The sequence below is a fragment of the Azospirillum thiophilum genome (assembly GCF_001305595.1).
Taxonomy (GTDB): Bacteria; Pseudomonadota; Alphaproteobacteria; order Azospirillales; family Azospirillaceae; genus Azospirillum; species Azospirillum thiophilum.
Genome location: NZ_CP012401.1, coordinates 154,785 through 169,236 on the forward strand (window position 1 = coordinate 154,785; position 14,452 = coordinate 169,236).

The 14,452-nt window shown below is 68.6% G+C and carries 13 protein-coding genes; 5 read left to right on the forward strand and 8 right to left on the reverse strand.

The annotated features are described in order from the left end of the window. Positions 1-13: 13 nt before the first annotated feature. The 7 genes from AL072_RS00695 to fdhD form a co-directional block, all read right to left on the reverse strand. Positions 14-2,914: a formate dehydrogenase subunit alpha gene (locus AL072_RS00695; protein ID WP_045581929.1), complete on the reverse strand. Its 2,901-nt coding sequence runs from the start codon at positions 2,912-2,914 to the stop codon at positions 14-16. Between the two features lie 13 nt (positions 2,915-2,927). Beyond that, positions 2,928-3,176 (reverse strand): formate dehydrogenase, encoded by a 249-nt coding sequence (locus tag AL072_RS00700; protein ID WP_245636712.1) that lies wholly within the window; start codon positions 3,174-3,176, stop codon positions 2,928-2,930. A 17-nt stretch (positions 3,177-3,193) separates the two neighbouring features. After that, the gene (locus AL072_RS00705; protein ID WP_045582632.1) at positions 3,194-3,820 is read right to left on the reverse strand and encodes a TorD/DmsD family molecular chaperone; all 627 of its coding nucleotides are present in this window, start codon (positions 3,818-3,820) and stop codon (positions 3,194-3,196) included. 381 nt (positions 3,821-4,201) lie between these two features. Continuing rightward, positions 4,202-4,792, reverse strand: a complete 591-nt coding sequence (locus AL072_RS00710; protein WP_045581928.1) for a DUF3306 domain-containing protein — start codon at positions 4,790-4,792, stop codon at positions 4,202-4,204. Next, entirely contained in the window at positions 4,789-5,328 is a 540-nt protein-coding gene (locus AL072_RS00715) for a DUF3305 domain-containing protein (protein WP_052709987.1), read from the reverse strand. The genes AL072_RS00710 and AL072_RS00715 overlap by 4 nt, the downstream gene beginning before the upstream one ends. Further along, positions 5,325-5,963, reverse strand: a complete 639-nt coding sequence (mobA, locus tag AL072_RS00720; protein ID WP_045581927.1) for a molybdenum cofactor guanylyltransferase MobA — start codon at positions 5,961-5,963, stop codon at positions 5,325-5,327. The genes AL072_RS00715 and mobA overlap by 4 nt, the downstream gene beginning before the upstream one ends. Beyond that, positions 5,953-6,834, reverse strand: a complete 882-nt coding sequence (gene fdhD / locus AL072_RS00725; protein WP_045581926.1) for a formate dehydrogenase accessory sulfurtransferase FdhD — start codon at positions 6,832-6,834, stop codon at positions 5,953-5,955. Before fdhD ends, mobA begins: the two co-directional genes overlap by 11 nt. 84 nt (positions 6,835-6,918) lie before the next feature. Here fdhD and AL072_RS00730 point away from each other — a divergent pair, with 84 nt between their 5' ends. The 5 genes from AL072_RS00730 (at position 6,919) to AL072_RS00750 (ending at position 13,116) form a co-directional block, all read left to right on the forward strand. Further along, positions 6,919-7,617: an ABC transporter permease gene (locus AL072_RS00730; RefSeq protein WP_045581925.1), complete on the forward strand. Its 699-nt coding sequence runs from the start codon at positions 6,919-6,921 to the stop codon at positions 7,615-7,617. Between the two features lie 100 nt (positions 7,618-7,717). Further along, positions 7,718-8,569, forward strand: coding sequence for an ABC transporter substrate-binding protein (locus tag AL072_RS00735; RefSeq protein ID WP_144428222.1), 852 nt, complete (start codon positions 7,718-7,720; stop codon positions 8,567-8,569). Positions 8,570-8,742: 173 nt separating this feature from the next. Continuing rightward, positions 8,743-10,809, forward strand: coding sequence for a 4Fe-4S dicluster domain-containing protein (locus tag AL072_RS00740; RefSeq protein WP_045581924.1), 2,067 nt, complete (start codon positions 8,743-8,745; stop codon positions 10,807-10,809). Positions 10,810-10,942: 133 nt separating this feature from the next. After that, positions 10,943-11,995 carry a GTP 3',8-cyclase MoaA gene (gene moaA / locus AL072_RS00745; protein ID WP_045581923.1) on the forward strand — a complete coding sequence of 351 codons (1,053 nt, stop codon included), beginning with the start codon at positions 10,943-10,945 and terminating at the stop codon, positions 11,993-11,995. An 8-nt stretch (positions 11,996-12,003) separates the two neighbouring features. Next, the gene (locus tag AL072_RS00750) at positions 12,004-13,116 is read left to right on the forward strand and encodes a CaiB/BaiF CoA transferase family protein (protein WP_045581922.1); all 1,113 of its coding nucleotides are present in this window, start codon (positions 12,004-12,006) and stop codon (positions 13,114-13,116) included. 90 nt (positions 13,117-13,206) lie between these two features. Here AL072_RS00750 and AL072_RS00755 read toward each other — a convergent pair whose 3' ends face one another. Beyond that, a complete protein-coding gene (locus AL072_RS00755) occupies positions 13,207-14,370 on the reverse strand; it encodes a GNAT family N-acetyltransferase (RefSeq protein ID WP_045581921.1) in 1,164 nt (387 codons plus the stop codon). Positions 14,371-14,452 lie beyond the last annotated feature (82 nt).

The window sequence follows — 14,452 nt, forward strand, 5'->3', positions numbered from 1 at the left end:
AAACTCCTGCGCTTCAGGCCGACTGGATACGGCAAAGGGTGGTCTTGGTTTCCTGCATCTGGGTCACCGAATCGTAGCCGTAGGTGGTCGCCGTGTTGGCGGCCTCGCCCAGCACGATCGGATCGGCCCCGGCCGGGTATTTGGAGCGCAGGTCCTGCCCCTGGTACACGCCGCCGAAATGGAAGGGCATGAAGGCGACGCCGCGGCCCACCCGCTCGGTCACCATGGCCTTGACCTTCACCTTGCCCTTCTCCGGGCCTTCCACCCACACCATCTGCCCGTCCTTGACGCCGGCATTGTTGGCGTCGAACGGGTTGAGCTCGACGAACATGTCCTGCTGCAGCTCGGCCAGCCAGGGGTTGGAGCGAGTCTCGTCGCCGCCGCCCTCATACTCGACCAGACGGCCGGAGGTGAGGATGATCGGATACTCCTTCGACACGTCGCGATCCTGGATGGACTTGTAGAGCGTCGGCACGCGCCAGGACTTGGTGTCCTTGTAGGTCGGATAGCTGGCGACCAGATCGCGGCGCGGGGTGTAGAGCGGCTCGCGGTGGATCGGAACCGGGTCCGGGAAGTTCCAGGCGACGCAGCGGGCCTTGGCGTTGCCCGGCGGGTTCAGGCCGTGCTTGATCGCCACGCGCTGGATGCCGCCGGACAGGTCGGTGGTCCAGGACACGGAGCCGATCTTGTCGCCGCCGATCTTCTGGATGACCGCCAGCTCCTCCGCCGTCAGGTCGGCGTCGAAGCCCAGCTTCTGGAGCATCGCCATGGTGACTTCCGGATAGCCGTCCTTGATCTCCGACCCTTCCGGATAGGAGCCTTCGGCCAGCAGCGTCACGCCGTTGCGCTCGACGCCGAAGCGGGCGCGGAAGGCGCCGCCGCCCTCGGCCACCGGCAGCGAGGTGTCGTAGAGATTGGCCGTGCCCGGATGCTTCATCTCCGGCGTGCCCCAGCAGGGCCACGGCAGGCCGAAATACTCGCCGTCACACGGGCCGCCGACGGCGCGCAGGGTCGTCTTGTCGAAGGTGGCCTGATGCTGCATGTGCAGCTTAAGACGCTCCGGCGACTGCCCGGTGTAGCCGACGGACCACATGCCGCGGTTCCACTCGCGGGTGATGTCCTCGATCACCGGGACGGTGCCCTCGACCTTGATGTTCTTGAACAGCGGCCCGGCAAAGCCGAACTTCTTCGCGAACAGGTACATGATCTCATGGTCCACCTTCGATTCGAAGAGCGGCTCCATGATCTTGTCGGACCACTGGACGGACCGGTTGGACGCGGTGCGCGACCCGACCGTCTCGAACTGGGTGGCGGCCGGCAGCAGGTAGAAGTTGTCCTTGCGGTCGGGCAGCACGGCGGTCATCGTCGGGAACGGATCGACGACGACCAGAAGCTCCAGCTTTTCCATCGCCTTCTTCATGTCGGGCAGACGGACCTGACTGTTCGGCGCGTGGCCCCAGAAGACCATACCCTTGACCGGGTTCGGCTGGTCCAGGTTCTCCTTGGCTTCCAGGACGCCGTCGAACCAACGGGACACCGGGATGCCGGTGGCCTCCATCAGCTTCTTGTCCTTGAAGCGGGCCAGCACGTCTTCGTACGGCACGTCCCAGACGCGCGCCCAGTGGCGCCACGCGCCTTCGGCCAGGCCGTAGTAACCGGGCAGGCTGTCGGAGGTGACGCCGAAGTCGGTCGCACCCTGCACGTTATCGTGGCCGCGGAAGATGTTGGTGCCGCCGCCGGCCACGCCGACATTGCCCAGCGCCAGCTGCAGCACGCAGTAGGCGCGGGTGTTGTTGTTGCCGATGTGGTGCTGGGTGCCGCCCATGCACCAGACCAGCGTGCCCGGACGGTTGGAGGCCAGCGTGCGGGCGACGCGCTTCAGCTGCGAGCCCGGAACGCCGGTGACGCGTTCCACCTCCTCGGGCGTCCATTTGGCGACCTCGGCGCGGATATCGTCGAAGCCGTAGACGCGCTTGGCGATGTAGTCCTTGTCTTCCCAGCCGTTCTGCAGGACATGCCAGAGGATGCCCCAGACCAGCGCCACGTCGGTGCCGGGACGGAAGCGGATATACTCGTCGGCCTTGGCGGCGGTGCGGGTGAAGCGCGGATCGGCGACGATCAGCGGCGCGTTGTTCTGCTCCTTCGCCTTCAGGATGTGGAGCATGGCGACGGGATGCGCCTCGGCGGCGTTGGAGCCGATGAAGAACAGAGCGCGCGACTTCTGGATGTCGTTGTAGCTGTTCGTCATGGCGCCGTAGCCCCAGACGTTCGCCACGCCGGCCACCGTGGTGGAGTGGCAGATGCGCGCCTGATGGTCGACGTTGTTGGTGCCCCACAGCGCCGCGAACTTGCGGAACAGGTAAGCCTGCTCGTTGCTGTGCTTGGCGGAGCCGAGCCAGAACACGGAATCGGGGCCGGACTGCTCGCGGATCGCCAGCAGCTTGGACCCGACCTCCTCGATCGCCTGGTCCCAGCCGATCCGGGTCCATTTGCCGTCGACCATCTTCATCGGGTAGCGCAGGCGGCGCTCGCCATGGGCGTGCTCGCGCACCGACGCGCCCTTGGCGCAGTGCGAACCGAGATTGATCGGGCTGTCGAAGGCGGGCTCCTGCCCGATCCACACGCCGTTCTGCACCTCGGCCAACACGGTGCAGCCGACCGAGCAATGGGTGCAGACCGACTTGACCTGCTTGACGGGCGCCCCGGCGGCGGCGGCCGGAGTGGCGGCATCGGCCTTCTTCACCATGCCGAACGGCATGGCGGAGGCCAGCGCGGCGCCGCCGGCGGCAAGGCCGGAGCTGCGCAGGAAGGCGCGGCGGTCGACGGTGACGCCGGTGGCGGATGCCAGCGTCCGGGACAGGGTGCGGGCAAGGTGGCGGCCGCCCGAGGTGGCCGAGCTTTTCTTGATGAGCATCGGGGCGTTCCTCTTAGAAGCGGCTGACTTCGTAGACCTTCCGGACATGGTCGGTCTCTTGGTAACCCGTGGGCTTGCTCCCTGCCGGGGCGGCCTCCGCCGTACCGCCGGTGGCGGTCACGCCGGCGACGACGGCGCCCAGCGCACCGACCCCCAGGCCGGCGACGCGGAACAGGTCGCGACGGGCGAGCGCCTTGTCGTTGCCTTTCGCTTCCTTGCCGTTTGCTGCTTCTTCGTTGGCTTTGACCGCATTCCGCGTCATGGCTCCGCTCCTCACCTTTACGCCGCAAGGTCGAAGGCACGCGCCTCGACCGCCAGAAAACTTCGTCCGACCGCACCGACCGCCCGGTAGAAGCGGGCCGACGGCGAGGTCTCCAAATCCGCAAAGAACCGCCCGGCCCAGGAGCCGATGTGGCGGTCGTAGAAAATCCGCTGCCCGTCGAGACCAACCGCTCCGCCATCCTCCGGCGCGAAGTCGCCGCCGATCAGACCGGCCATCATCTCGAACAGTGCGGCGATGTGGTCCTCAGGCTCCGACACGCCGTCGGCGCGCGCGATGCCCAGCCGCGCCATGTCGCCGCGCAGCTCGGCCAGCGGCTTTTCGTTCAGGAACCCGGTGAGGTAGAAGGAACCGTAGGGGGTGCGCTCGCTGCCGCCGACACCGATGAAGAGGGTGGTGAACTCCTCCTCCACCGCCGCGGGGTCGCTGGTCAGCGCCGCTTCGGCCAACTGGTCGAGCGCCTCGCCGAACTCGCCGCCCTCCCCCACCATCTCGCCCAGCGCGGTCAGGAACGCCGCATCGGGAGGGCGCGAGAGAAGGCGAGCCAGCAGGCCGTAGACCTGGGCGCGCAGCAACTCCTCCTCCGCGACCGCGGGGGAAACGGTGTGATCGACGGCGTTGGACACGAGCCGCAAACTCCTCCCGGACATTGGAGGGCGAAGGACAGGACGGAAGCGTCGGCGTCTGCGGTCGCTCCGCGCGCCGTGCCTGGATCCCGGTCCCGCGCCCCTTTTGATGCACCTGCGAAAAGCCGTTGGCTTACAGTGACTTAGCATTGCAGGAGCAGATAATAGAAGGACTGAACCTATCCATTTGTCAACCAAGGACGCGCCCGGAAGAGGGCACAAATGAAACTTTATCGTGTCGCTATGCCGGCACCGGCAGAGCGCCCCGCTGTTTTGAATGGTTCCAGCCCGATGCGGCGAACCGCCGCATTTTGGGAGCGATTTTGCAAGGGACAAGAACGGGCGGCGGCCCGCCGGGAAGGGGAAGAGGCGGCGCGGGGATCAGACGGGTTCGGGGCCCTTGGACCGGTCCTCGGCCTCCCCGCATTCCGGGTCCGGCTCCCCCCCTTCGGCCGGGACGGGAGCGGGATCCGCCGCCTCGGCCACCTCGTCGGCCACCTCGTCCAGCGTGTCGAGGAATCCCTTGCCGACCCGGTAGAGGGTCTTCACCGGCACCTCGCCGGTGAACAGGCTGGCATAATCGTCGGCGTAGTCCTTCAGCCCGTCGTCGTTGGCGTAGATCGGGTCGGAGGTCCACAGCTTGCGCAGGGCCTGACGGTGGAGGTCTTCCGGCACCTCGGCGCGCAGGAACGGGGTGAAATCGGAGTCGGCCGTCAACTCCTCGACCGGCGGCAGGTCGGCCAGCGGGTCGTCGGTCGCGACAGCCGGGTCCTCGTCACCCTCCGCCTGCACGGAATCGGCAGGCGTCCGTTTGGCGAACTCGCCGGCGGCCTCATCGGCGGCCTCGGCAGCGACGCTGGCGGGCGGCATGACGGCCCGATCGGCCGGCGGCATGTCCTCCGGCGCCGGCTCGGGCTTGACCGCGGTGCGTTTCAGGCGCGACCAGCGCGAGAGGAAGGCTTCGCCGCTCACCGCCGCTGACCCTCCTTCTCGAAGTGGCGCTTGCGTTCCCGCTTGTGGAAGGGCACGTCGACATGGTGCTGCTCGACGAAGTCGCGGACCAGCGCGATCACCTCGGGCGGCATCGGCACCGTCTCCACCACGTCGGCACCGATCTGATAGCCCTCGCCCTCATGGGCCGACGCGGTGACGGCGAAAGGCACCAGCTCCTCACCGTCCGGGCCGGGCCGCATCACCACCCACAGGCGCGGCGGATCCTGCGACAGGTTCAGGCGATAGCCTTCGGTGTCGGTGCGGAACAGCTCCATCGCCAGCGTGGCGGCATGCCTGTGGGTCCAGCCGTCCCCCTGCATCAGCACCGTGCCAGGCGGATCGACCGGGCCGGCACCGGGGATGACCGACACCGGGCGCCAGCTCCAGTCGGCCCAGGCTGTGACGCCGCGGCGGCGCTCCACCACGATGCCAAGCGCCATCGTCTCGATGCGGCCCAGCGATCCGGTGCCGGGCGGCTCCGTTCCGGGCTGTGCGTTATCCGGCTGTTCCGTCATGACACGAGTCCCACATCCAGCAGGCGTTCCGCTTCGGCCAGATCCTCCGGCCGGTTGGCGTTGAAGAAGGGGTCGACGGGCTCGACAGCGAAATCGGCGACCGCCAGCCGGTAGCGGGAGGTCCAGGCATCGACCCGGCGAATGCCCTCCTCCACCATGGCGCGGCGCAACTCGCCGGCCAGCCGCACCGGCCACAGCCCGAAGACGGGATGGTCCTGTCCGGCGGAGCGGGCGCAGGCGAGATCGGCCCCGTCGCGCTCCAGCGCCGCGGCCATGCGGGCGACGAGGTCGCGCGGGATGAAGGGGGCGTCGGTGGCGAAGCTGGCGACCCAGGCGATGCCGGGAGCGGTGCCGCGCACCCATTCGATGCCGGTCAGCACGCCGGCCAGCGGGCCGGCATAACCCTCCACCACGTCCGGGGCGACCGGCAGATGGAGATGGGCGAAGCGGGCCGGATCGCCGTTGGCGTTGAGCACCAGCGGACCGACCTGCGGCCGGACGGTGGCGACGATCCGCTCCAGGATGCTTTGGCCGCCGAGCGTGCGCAGGCATTTGTCGCCGCCGCCCATCCGGCGCGACAGGCCGCCGGCCAGCAGGACGCCGGCGATATCCGGATGTGCCGTGTCAGTCGTCATCGCGGCTTCCCTTGCGTCCATGCCGGCTGTCCTCGTCCGCGGCCCCGGCGGCATCGGCGTCGAACACCAGCCTGTCGGTGCCGGCCAGCGCGATGAAGCGCCTGCCCTTGGCCCGGCCGACCAGCGTCAGGTTGGCCTGCCGCGCCAACTGCACCCCCCAGGCGGTGAAGCCGGAGCGCGAGACCAGGATCGGAATGCCCATCTGCACCGTCTTGATCACCATCTCCGAGGTCAGGCGCCCGGTGGTGTAAAAAATCTTGTCCCCGGCCGGAATGCCGTTCAGGTGCATGTAGCCGGCCACCTTGTCCACCGCGTTGTGGCGGCCGACATCCTCCATGTAGACCAGCGGCCGGTCCTCGGCGCACAGCACGCAGCCATGGATGGCCCCGGCCTCCAGATACAGGCTGGGCTGCAGGTTGATCTGCTTCGACAGCGCATAGATCCAGGAGGTGCGCAGCCTGACATCGGCCGGAAGGCTGATGGATTCGAAGGTCTCCATCACATCGCCGAAGGCGGTACCCTGGGCGCAGCCCGACGTCAGCGTCTTCTTCTTCAGCTTGGCCTCGTAATCGGTGGCGCGTTCGGTACGGACGACGACGGTGTCGGTCTCCTCGTCGACGTCGATGCCGGTGATGCGGTCATCGCGCCGCAGCATGTTCTGGTTCAGCAGATAGCCGACGGCCAGACAGTCCGGATAGTCGCCGATCGTCATCATGGTGACGATCTCCTGCCCGTTCAGATACAGGGTCAGCGGCCGTTCGACCGTCACTGCGGTCTCGATGGCGCGGCCATCCTGGTCCAGGCCGCCGACGCGCTCGGTCAGCTTGGGGTTCGCCGGATCCGGCGCTATGGTGAAGGTCTTGAGGCTCATGTGCGGGAGTGTGGGCGAGCGCCGCCTTTCGGACAAGCCCCCGCCCAGCCCAGCCCCGACGATTTAGATTCCGATTTGGATCCGATGCACGATTTTTCGCAGGCCCTGGCGGTCGCCGTCACCATGATCGCCTCGCTGGACGAGGGGCTGATGCGGATCATCGGCCTGTCGCTGCGGGTCAGCCTGACCGCCGTCGCCGCCGCGACCCTGATCGGCCTGCCGCTGGGCGCCGCCGTCGCCGCGCTCAGCTTTCCCGGCCGCCGCGCCGTCGCCATCGGGCTGAACACGATGATGGGGCTCCCGCCGGTGGTGGTCGGGCTGGTCGTCTATCTGCTGCTGTCGCGGTCCGGCCCCTTCGGCGTGCTGGGGCTGCTGTTCACTCCGACGGCGATGATCGTCGCCCAGACCGTGATGATCGTGCCGATCGTCGCCTCGCTGACCCGCCAGACGGTCGAGGATCTGCTGGTCGAGTATGACGACCTGCTGCGCGTCACCGGCGCCGGGCCGCTGCGCCGGCTGGTCACCCTGCTGTCGGAGGCGCGCTGGAGCCTGGTCACCACCGTGCTGGCCGGGTTCGGCCGCGCGTCGGCGGAAGTCGGCGCGGTGATGATCGTCGGCGGCAACATCGAGCATGTGACCCGGGTCATGACCACCGCCATCGCGCTGGAAACCAGCAAGGGCGACCTGCCGATGGCGCTGGGCCTGGGCATGGTGCTGATGACCCTGTCGCTGACGGTCAACCTCGCCGCCGCCCTGCTGAAGGAGACCGGGGCAAGGGCCTGACGCCGAAGCGGTACCATCCGGACCATGGGAAGGCTTTGCCGGGCCGCCCCGATTGCGCTATGTCATACAGGCAACAACGCATGTGGGAGGATCCGGAATGATGCTGCGCCGTTCGTTCATGCTGGGTTGCGCCGCCGCCGCGGCCATGGCCGCCCTGTTCCAGGCCGCCGTTCCATCGGTTGCACTTGCCGCCGACCGCTTCATCACGGTGGCGTCCACCACCTCGACCGAGGATTCCGGCCTGTTCGGCTCCATCCTGCCGAAATTCACCGGCAAGACCGGGATCGAGGTGCGGGTGGTCGCCAAGGGCACCGGCCAGGCCATCGACCTCGCCAAGCGCGGCGACGCCGACGTGCTGTTCGTCCACCACAAGCCGTCGGAGGAGAAATTCGTCGCCGAAGGCTTTTCCACCGTCCGCAAGCCGGTGATGTACAACGATTTCGTCATTGTCGGCCCGGCCTCCGACCCCGCCGGCATCAAGGGCGGCAAGGACGTCGCCGCCTCGCTGGCCAAGATCGCCCAGGCCAAGGCCCCGTTCGTGTCGCGCGGCGACGACAGCGGCACCCACAAGGCCGAACTCGCCCTGTGGAAGACCGCCAGCCTCCAACCGGCCAAGACGGAAGGCGGCTGGTACCGGTCCATCGGCCAGGGCATGGGCCCGACGCTGAATACCGCCGCCGCGATGAACGGCTATACCCTGACCGACCGCGGCACCTGGCTGAATTTCAAGAACCGCGGCCCGCTGACGGTGCTGGTGGAGGGCGACAAGCGCCTGTTCAACCAGTATGGCGTGATGCTGGTCAACCCGGCGAAGTTCAGCCACGTCAAGGCCGCCGACGGTCAGGCCTTCGTCGACTGGCTGGTCTCGACCGAGGGCCAGAAGGCCATCGCCGACTACACCATCAACGGCGAACAGCTGTTCTTCCCCAACGCCAGCGAGCCGGGGGCGTAAATCCCGGCGACGGTTCCCGCGATCTTCCGCGCCGCAAGGAGCGCGGGAACCGTTCCGCCGACGCCTGTCCCGATCGAGCCCGGCAAGATTCCCGTTCCCATCGCGCCGCATTCCCCCATATGACTGTCGACAGCCAGGGGCGCTCGCCCCAAGCGACGGGAGTTATCGGGACGATGAAGATCGGCGATCGGACGGTGCTTGTCTGCGACTGCGCGCACAGCATCGCGCTGGACGGGGCGGCGCTGGGCAAGGCCTGCGGCGACGGAAGCGCCGTCACCGTGCATACCCAGCTGTGCCGGGCGCAGCTCGACCGGTTTGAGGCGGCAGTGACGCAAGGGGCGGCGAAGGGGCAGCCTTTGCTGGTCGCCTGCACCCAGGAGGCCCCGCTGTTCGGCGAGGTCGCGGCGGAGGTGGCTCCGGACGCCGTGCTGACCTTCACCAACATCCGCGAGCGTGCCGGCTGGTCGGACGAGGGCGGACAAGCCCTGCCGAAGATCGCCGCATTGCTGGCCGAGGCGGCGCTGCCGATCCCGCCGACCGGCGCGCTGACCCTGACCTCGCAAGGCACCTGCCTGGTCTACGGCACCGACGAGCGCGCCATCGACGCCGGCCGGCAGCTGGCGAAGCACCTCGACGTCACCGTCCTGCTGGCCAGCCCGAAGGACATCGTGCCGCCGCCGGTGATGGACGTGGCGGTGTTCCGCGGCCGCATCCGCAGCGGCCGCGGCTGGATCGGCGCCTTCGAGATCGTGGTGGACGACTACGCCCCAGCATTGCCTTCGTCGCGCGGGACGCTGGGGTTCGAGCCGGTGCGCCAGGGGGCATCGGCACGCTGCGACCTGATCCTCGACCTGACCGGCGGCACGCCGCTGTTCCCCGACCACAAGCGCCGCGACGGCTACCTGCGCCCCGACCCGAACAGCCCGGTCCAGGTGGCCAACGCGTTGCTGGAGATCGCCGACATGGTCGGCGAGTTCGAGAAGCCGCGCTTCGTCGATTTCAAGGCCGACCTCTGCGCCCATTCGCGCAGCCGCAAAACCGGCTGCACCCGCTGCCTGGACGTCTGCCCGACCGGGGCGGTCACGCCGAACGGCGACCATGTCGCCATCGACCCGCATGTCTGTGCCGGCTGCGGCTCATGCGCCGCGGTCTGCCCGACCGGGGCCGCGACCTACGCCCTGCCGCCGGCCACCACCGTGTATGAGCGGCTGCGCACGCTGCTGTCGACCTACCAGAAGGCCGGCGGCGTGGCGCCCGCCCTGCTGATCCACGATCCGCGCCACGGCGACGCGCTGGTCGGTATGATGGCCCGGCATGGCCGCGGCCTGCCGGCCCGCCTGCTGCCCTTCGCGCTGAACGAGGTGACGCAGGTCGGCTTCGACCTGTTCGCGCTGGCCCTTGCCTATGGCTGCACCCATGTCCGCATCCTGACCGGACCGGAGAACGAGGGCGAGACCGCCGGGCTGGCCACGCAGATCGGGCTGGCGGAGGCCGCCTTCAGCGGGCTCGGCTATGGGTCGGGCCGGGTGGCGGTGATCGACGCCGCGGATCCCGACGCGGTGGCCGCAGAGTTGTGGACCCTGCCGGCCGATCCGGTCGAGCCGGGCATGTTCCTGCCGATGGGACCGAAGCGCACGGTGACCATGCTGGCGCTCCGCCACCTGCACAAGGTCGCCCCCGCGCCGGTGGAGATCCTGCCGCTGCCGCCGGGTGCCCCGTTCGGCCGGGTGTCGGTCGATGTGGAGGGCTGCACGCTCTGCCTGTCCTGCGTCGGCGCCTGCCCGACCGGCGCGCTGCTGGACAATGCCGACAAGCCGATGCTGTCCTTCGCGCAGGATGCCTGCGTCCAGTGCGGCCTGTGCAAGTCGACCTGTCCCGAGAAAGTCATCTCGCTGGTGCCGGAGATCGATTTCCGCGACCAGGCGCGTGGCGCCGCGGTGGTGAAGGAGGAGGAACCCTTCTGCTGCGTGTCCTGCGGCAAGCCCTTCGCCACCAAATCGTCAATCGAGAAGATCGTGGCGACGCTGGCCGGCAAGCATTGGATGTTCGCGACGCCGGAGGCCGCCGAACGCATCCGCATGTGCGAGGATTGCCGCGTCCGCGACCAGTTCGAGCGGGGCGGCGCCCCCTTCGCCCTGGGCCGCCCGCCGGTGCCCCGCACCACCGACGACGACCTGCGCGAACGCGAGGAAACCGCGGGGGAAATTCAACCGGCAACAGTGCGACAAAAGCTGATGTGACGCGTCGCCCCCTTGATCGCCGTCAAAGTCGGCATACCGTGATGTGGAATACGCTCCCGCGATCGTTGCATACCGTCCGCGTTGCGAACATATACTGGGATGGCCCACCAGCGGCCATCCGTGGAGTCCGCCGATGATCGACCTCGTGCCTGAAGCCCCGTCGCCTGCCCCGTCGCTTGCCAAGCCGGCCCCTCTGGTCGATCCGTTCGGCCGCAAGGTGGAGTATCTGCGCGTCTCGGTGACCGACCGGTGCGACCTGCGCTGCGTCTATTGCATGGCCGAGGACATGAGCTTCCTGCCCAAGGCGGAGGTGCTGACGCTGGAGGAGCTGGACCGGCTGTGCAGCACATTCGTGAAGCTCGGCACGCGCAGGCTGCGGCTGACCGGCGGCGAGCCGCTGGTGCGGCGCGACGTGATGCGGCTGATCCACGCACTGGGCCGCCACATCAAGGCGGGCGACCTGGACGAGCTGACGCTGACCACCAACGGCACCATGCTGTTCAAGCATGCCGCCGGCCTGTTCGAGGCCGGAGTGCGGCGGATCAACGTGTCGCTGGACACGCTCGACCCGCACAAGTTCCAGGCCATCACCCGCTGGGGCAAGCTGGACAAGATCCTGGGCGGCATCCAGGCGGCGAAAGAGGCCGGGCTGAAGATCAAGATCAACACCGTCGCGCTGAAGGGCGTCAACGACGACGAGATCCACCGCATGGTGGCGTGGTGCGGCGAGCAGGGATTCGACCTCACCTTCATCGAGGTGATGCCGATGGGCGACATCGGCGAGGGCGCCCGGATCGGTCAATATTGGCCGCTCAGCATGCTGAAGGCCGAGTTGCAGAAGCGCTGGACCCTGGAGGAGAGCGACCACCGCACCGGCGGCCCGGCCCGCTACATGCGGGTGTCGGAAACCGGCCAGCGCATCGGCTTCATCACGCCGCTGACCCATAATTTCTGCGAAAGCTGCAACCGTGTCCGCCTGACCTGCACCGGCACCCTCTACATGTGCCTGGGCCAGGAGGATGCCGCCGACCTCCGCACCCCGATGCGCGTCAGCGACGAGGACGGACCGCTGATCGACGCGGTGCGCGAGGCGATCACCCGCAAGCCCAAGGGCCACGACTTCATCATCGACCGCCGCCACCAGGGCCCGGCGGTCGGGCGGCACATGAGCGTGACGGGAGGCTGACACCCGCCATGCCCCTGCCCTTCCTCAGCGGACTGCGCGTCGTCGACCTCGGCCAGTATCTGCCCGGCCCCCATGCGGCGCAGCTGCTGGGCGATCTGGGCGCCACGGTGGTGAAGGTGGAGCCGCCGGATGGCGATCCGCTGCGCCGCCTCGGCCAACCCGACAGCGACGGCATGACCGCCGCCTACAAGCTGCTGAACGCCGGCAAGACCATCGTCCGCCTCGACCTGAAATCGGCCGACGGGCGCGCCGCCCTGGAAGGGCTGCTGGCCGGGGCCGACGCGCTGATCGAAAGCTACCGGCCGGGCGTGATGGACAAGCTGGGGTTGGGCCGCGAACGGCTGCGGCAGCTCAACCCGAGGCTGGTGCATGCGAGCCTGTCGGGCTGGGGCTATGACGGACCCTATGCGACGCGGGCCGGACATGACCTGAACTACATGGCGGTCGGCGGCGGGCTCGACGCGTCCGGGCTGCCTGACCGGCCGGTCATCGCCTATCTGCCGGTGGCTGATTTCGCTTCTGCCCAGCAGACGGCGCTGGCGGTGGCGGGCGCGCTGTTCGGGCGCGAGCGAACGGGACAGGGCTGCTTCCTCGACCTGTCGATCATGGAATCGGTGCTGGGCTGGCAGGGGCTGAACCTGACGGCAACGGCGCGCCGCACCATGCCCGGGCGCGGCGAGGCGCTGCTGTCGGGCGGGGCCGCCTGCTACCGCATCTACCGGACACAGGACGGCCGTTTCGCCACCCTGTCGGCGCTGGAGGCCAAGTTCTGGCGCGGCTTCTGCGAGGCGGTGGGCCGTCCGGACTGGATCGTCCGCCAGGAGGATCCGCTGCCCCAGGCCGCCCTGACCGCCGAACTGGAATCGCTGTTCGCCAGCCGGACGCTGGCGGACTGGAAGGCGCTGCTCGACCCGGTGGATTGTTGTTTCGAGGCGCTGCCGACGCTGACCGAGGTGGCGGACCATCCGCATGTCGCCGCCCGCGGCCAACTCCGCGTCACCGGGGGACCGGAACCGCTGGTAGAGACGCTGATGGGCCTGCGCGTCGACGGCGGCCGGCCGCCGGAGCGGGCGCCGTTGCGCGAGAGCGACGCCGCCGCGGTTCTGGCCGGCTGGGAGTGAGCCGCTAGCGTTTCGTGCGTTTAATATGAAACGCACGAAACGCTAGCCTTATGTTTGGCGATCGGATTCACGCTTCAAATCGATTCCGATCTAACCCTCCCGCCGATAGGGCGACAGCTCTTCACCCAGCCCGGCGATCTCGGCCTCCATCGCCGGGCGCTCCTGCGCCAGATAGCGGTCGACGGCGCGACGGAAGCCGGGGTCGGCGATCCAATGGGCGCTGTAGGTCGGCACCGGCAGATAGCCGCGCTGGATCTTGTGTTCGCCCTGGGCTCCGGCCTCGACCCGCGCCAGCCCGCGTTCGATGGCGAAATCCAGCGCGCGATAGTAGCAGGCCTCGAAATGCAGGAAGCGGTAACTGCCGTCGGAGCCCCAGTTGCGGCCGTAGAGCGCGTCGTCGCCCAGCAGGTTCAACGCCCCCGCCACCCATTCCCCGCGGTCCTCACACATCACCAGCACCACCCGGTCGGCCATCGTCCGCCCCAGCAGGTCGAAGAAGCGGCGGTTGAGATAGCCGCCGCCCCATTTGCGGTCGGCGGTCTCCAGATAGAAGCGGTGGAAGGCGTCCCAATGCTCCGGCTTCAGATCGTCGCCGGTCAGCGTGTGCAGCCGGACCGAACTGTCGGCCACCTCGCGTCGCTCCTTGCGGATCGCCTTGCGCTTGCGGGAGTTCAACGCCTCCAGGAACTCGTCGAAGCTGCCATAGCCACGGTTGTGCCAATGATACTGCACGCCGAGCCGCTGCAGCCAGCCGGCATCGCCCAGCCGGTCCCAATCCTCCCGGTGCGGAAAGGTGACATGGGCGGAGGAGACGCCGTAACGGTCCGCCACCTGCTCCAGCGCGCCGACCAGCGCATCGGCGACGGCTCCGGCATTCCCGGCTGGCGCCACCAGCAGCCGCGGCCCCGGCACCGGGGTGAAGGGCACCGCGACCTGCAGCTTGGGGTAATAGTCGCCGCCCGCCCGTTCATAGGCGTTGGCCCAGGCATGGTCGAAGACATATTCGCCGTAGGAATGGCTCTTCAGATAGGCGGGCACCGCACCGACCATCCGTCCGCCGCCGTCATAGGCGGCAAGATGGCTGGGCTGCCAGCCCGACTTGCCGGTCGCCGACCCCGACTCCTCCAATGCCAGCAGGAAGTCGTGGGACAGGAACGGGTTGCCGGGACCGGCGCAGGCATCCCAGCCCTGCCGATCCGCCTCGCCGATCCCACTCAGAACCTTGACGGTGATCGCGTCGTTGCCGTCAGGCATGCATGCGTCTCCCTGAACCGAAGGCGAACCGATGGCAAGGAGGTAAGCCGGATGCCGCGGCGCGGCAAGCGGCCGCGACCAC

Coding starts and splice junctions, on each gene's coding strand:
- AL072_RS00695 (WP_045581929.1), bottom strand. CDS start 2,914: ATGCTCATCAAGAAAAGCTCGGCCACCTCGGGCGGCCGCCACCTTGCC.
- AL072_RS00715 (WP_052709987.1), bottom strand. CDS start 5,328: ATGACGGAACAGCCGGATAACGCACAGCCCGGAACGGAGCCGCCCGGC.
- AL072_RS00735 (WP_144428222.1), top strand. CDS start 7,718: ATGCTGCGCCGTTCGTTCATGCTGGGTTGCGCCGCCGCCGCGGCCATG.
- fdhD (WP_045581926.1), bottom strand. CDS start 6,834: ATGAGCCTCAAGACCTTCACCATAGCGCCGGATCCGGCGAACCCCAAG.
- mobA (WP_045581927.1), bottom strand. CDS start 5,963: ATGACGACTGACACGGCACATCCGGATATCGCCGGCGTCCTGCTGGCC.
- AL072_RS00740 (WP_045581924.1), top strand. CDS start 8,743: ATGAAGATCGGCGATCGGACGGTGCTTGTCTGCGACTGCGCGCACAGC.
- AL072_RS00755 (WP_045581921.1), bottom strand. CDS start 14,370: ATGCCTGACGGCAACGACGCGATCACCGTCAAGGTTCTGAGTGGGATC.
- moaA (WP_045581923.1), top strand. CDS start 10,943: ATGATCGACCTCGTGCCTGAAGCCCCGTCGCCTGCCCCGTCGCTTGCC.
- AL072_RS00750 (WP_045581922.1), top strand. CDS start 12,004: ATGCCCCTGCCCTTCCTCAGCGGACTGCGCGTCGTCGACCTCGGCCAG.
- AL072_RS00700 (WP_245636712.1), bottom strand. CDS start 3,176: ATGACGCGGAATGCGGTCAAAGCCAACGAAGAAGCAGCAAACGGCAAG.
- AL072_RS00730 (WP_045581925.1), top strand. CDS start 6,919: ATGCACGATTTTTCGCAGGCCCTGGCGGTCGCCGTCACCATGATCGCC.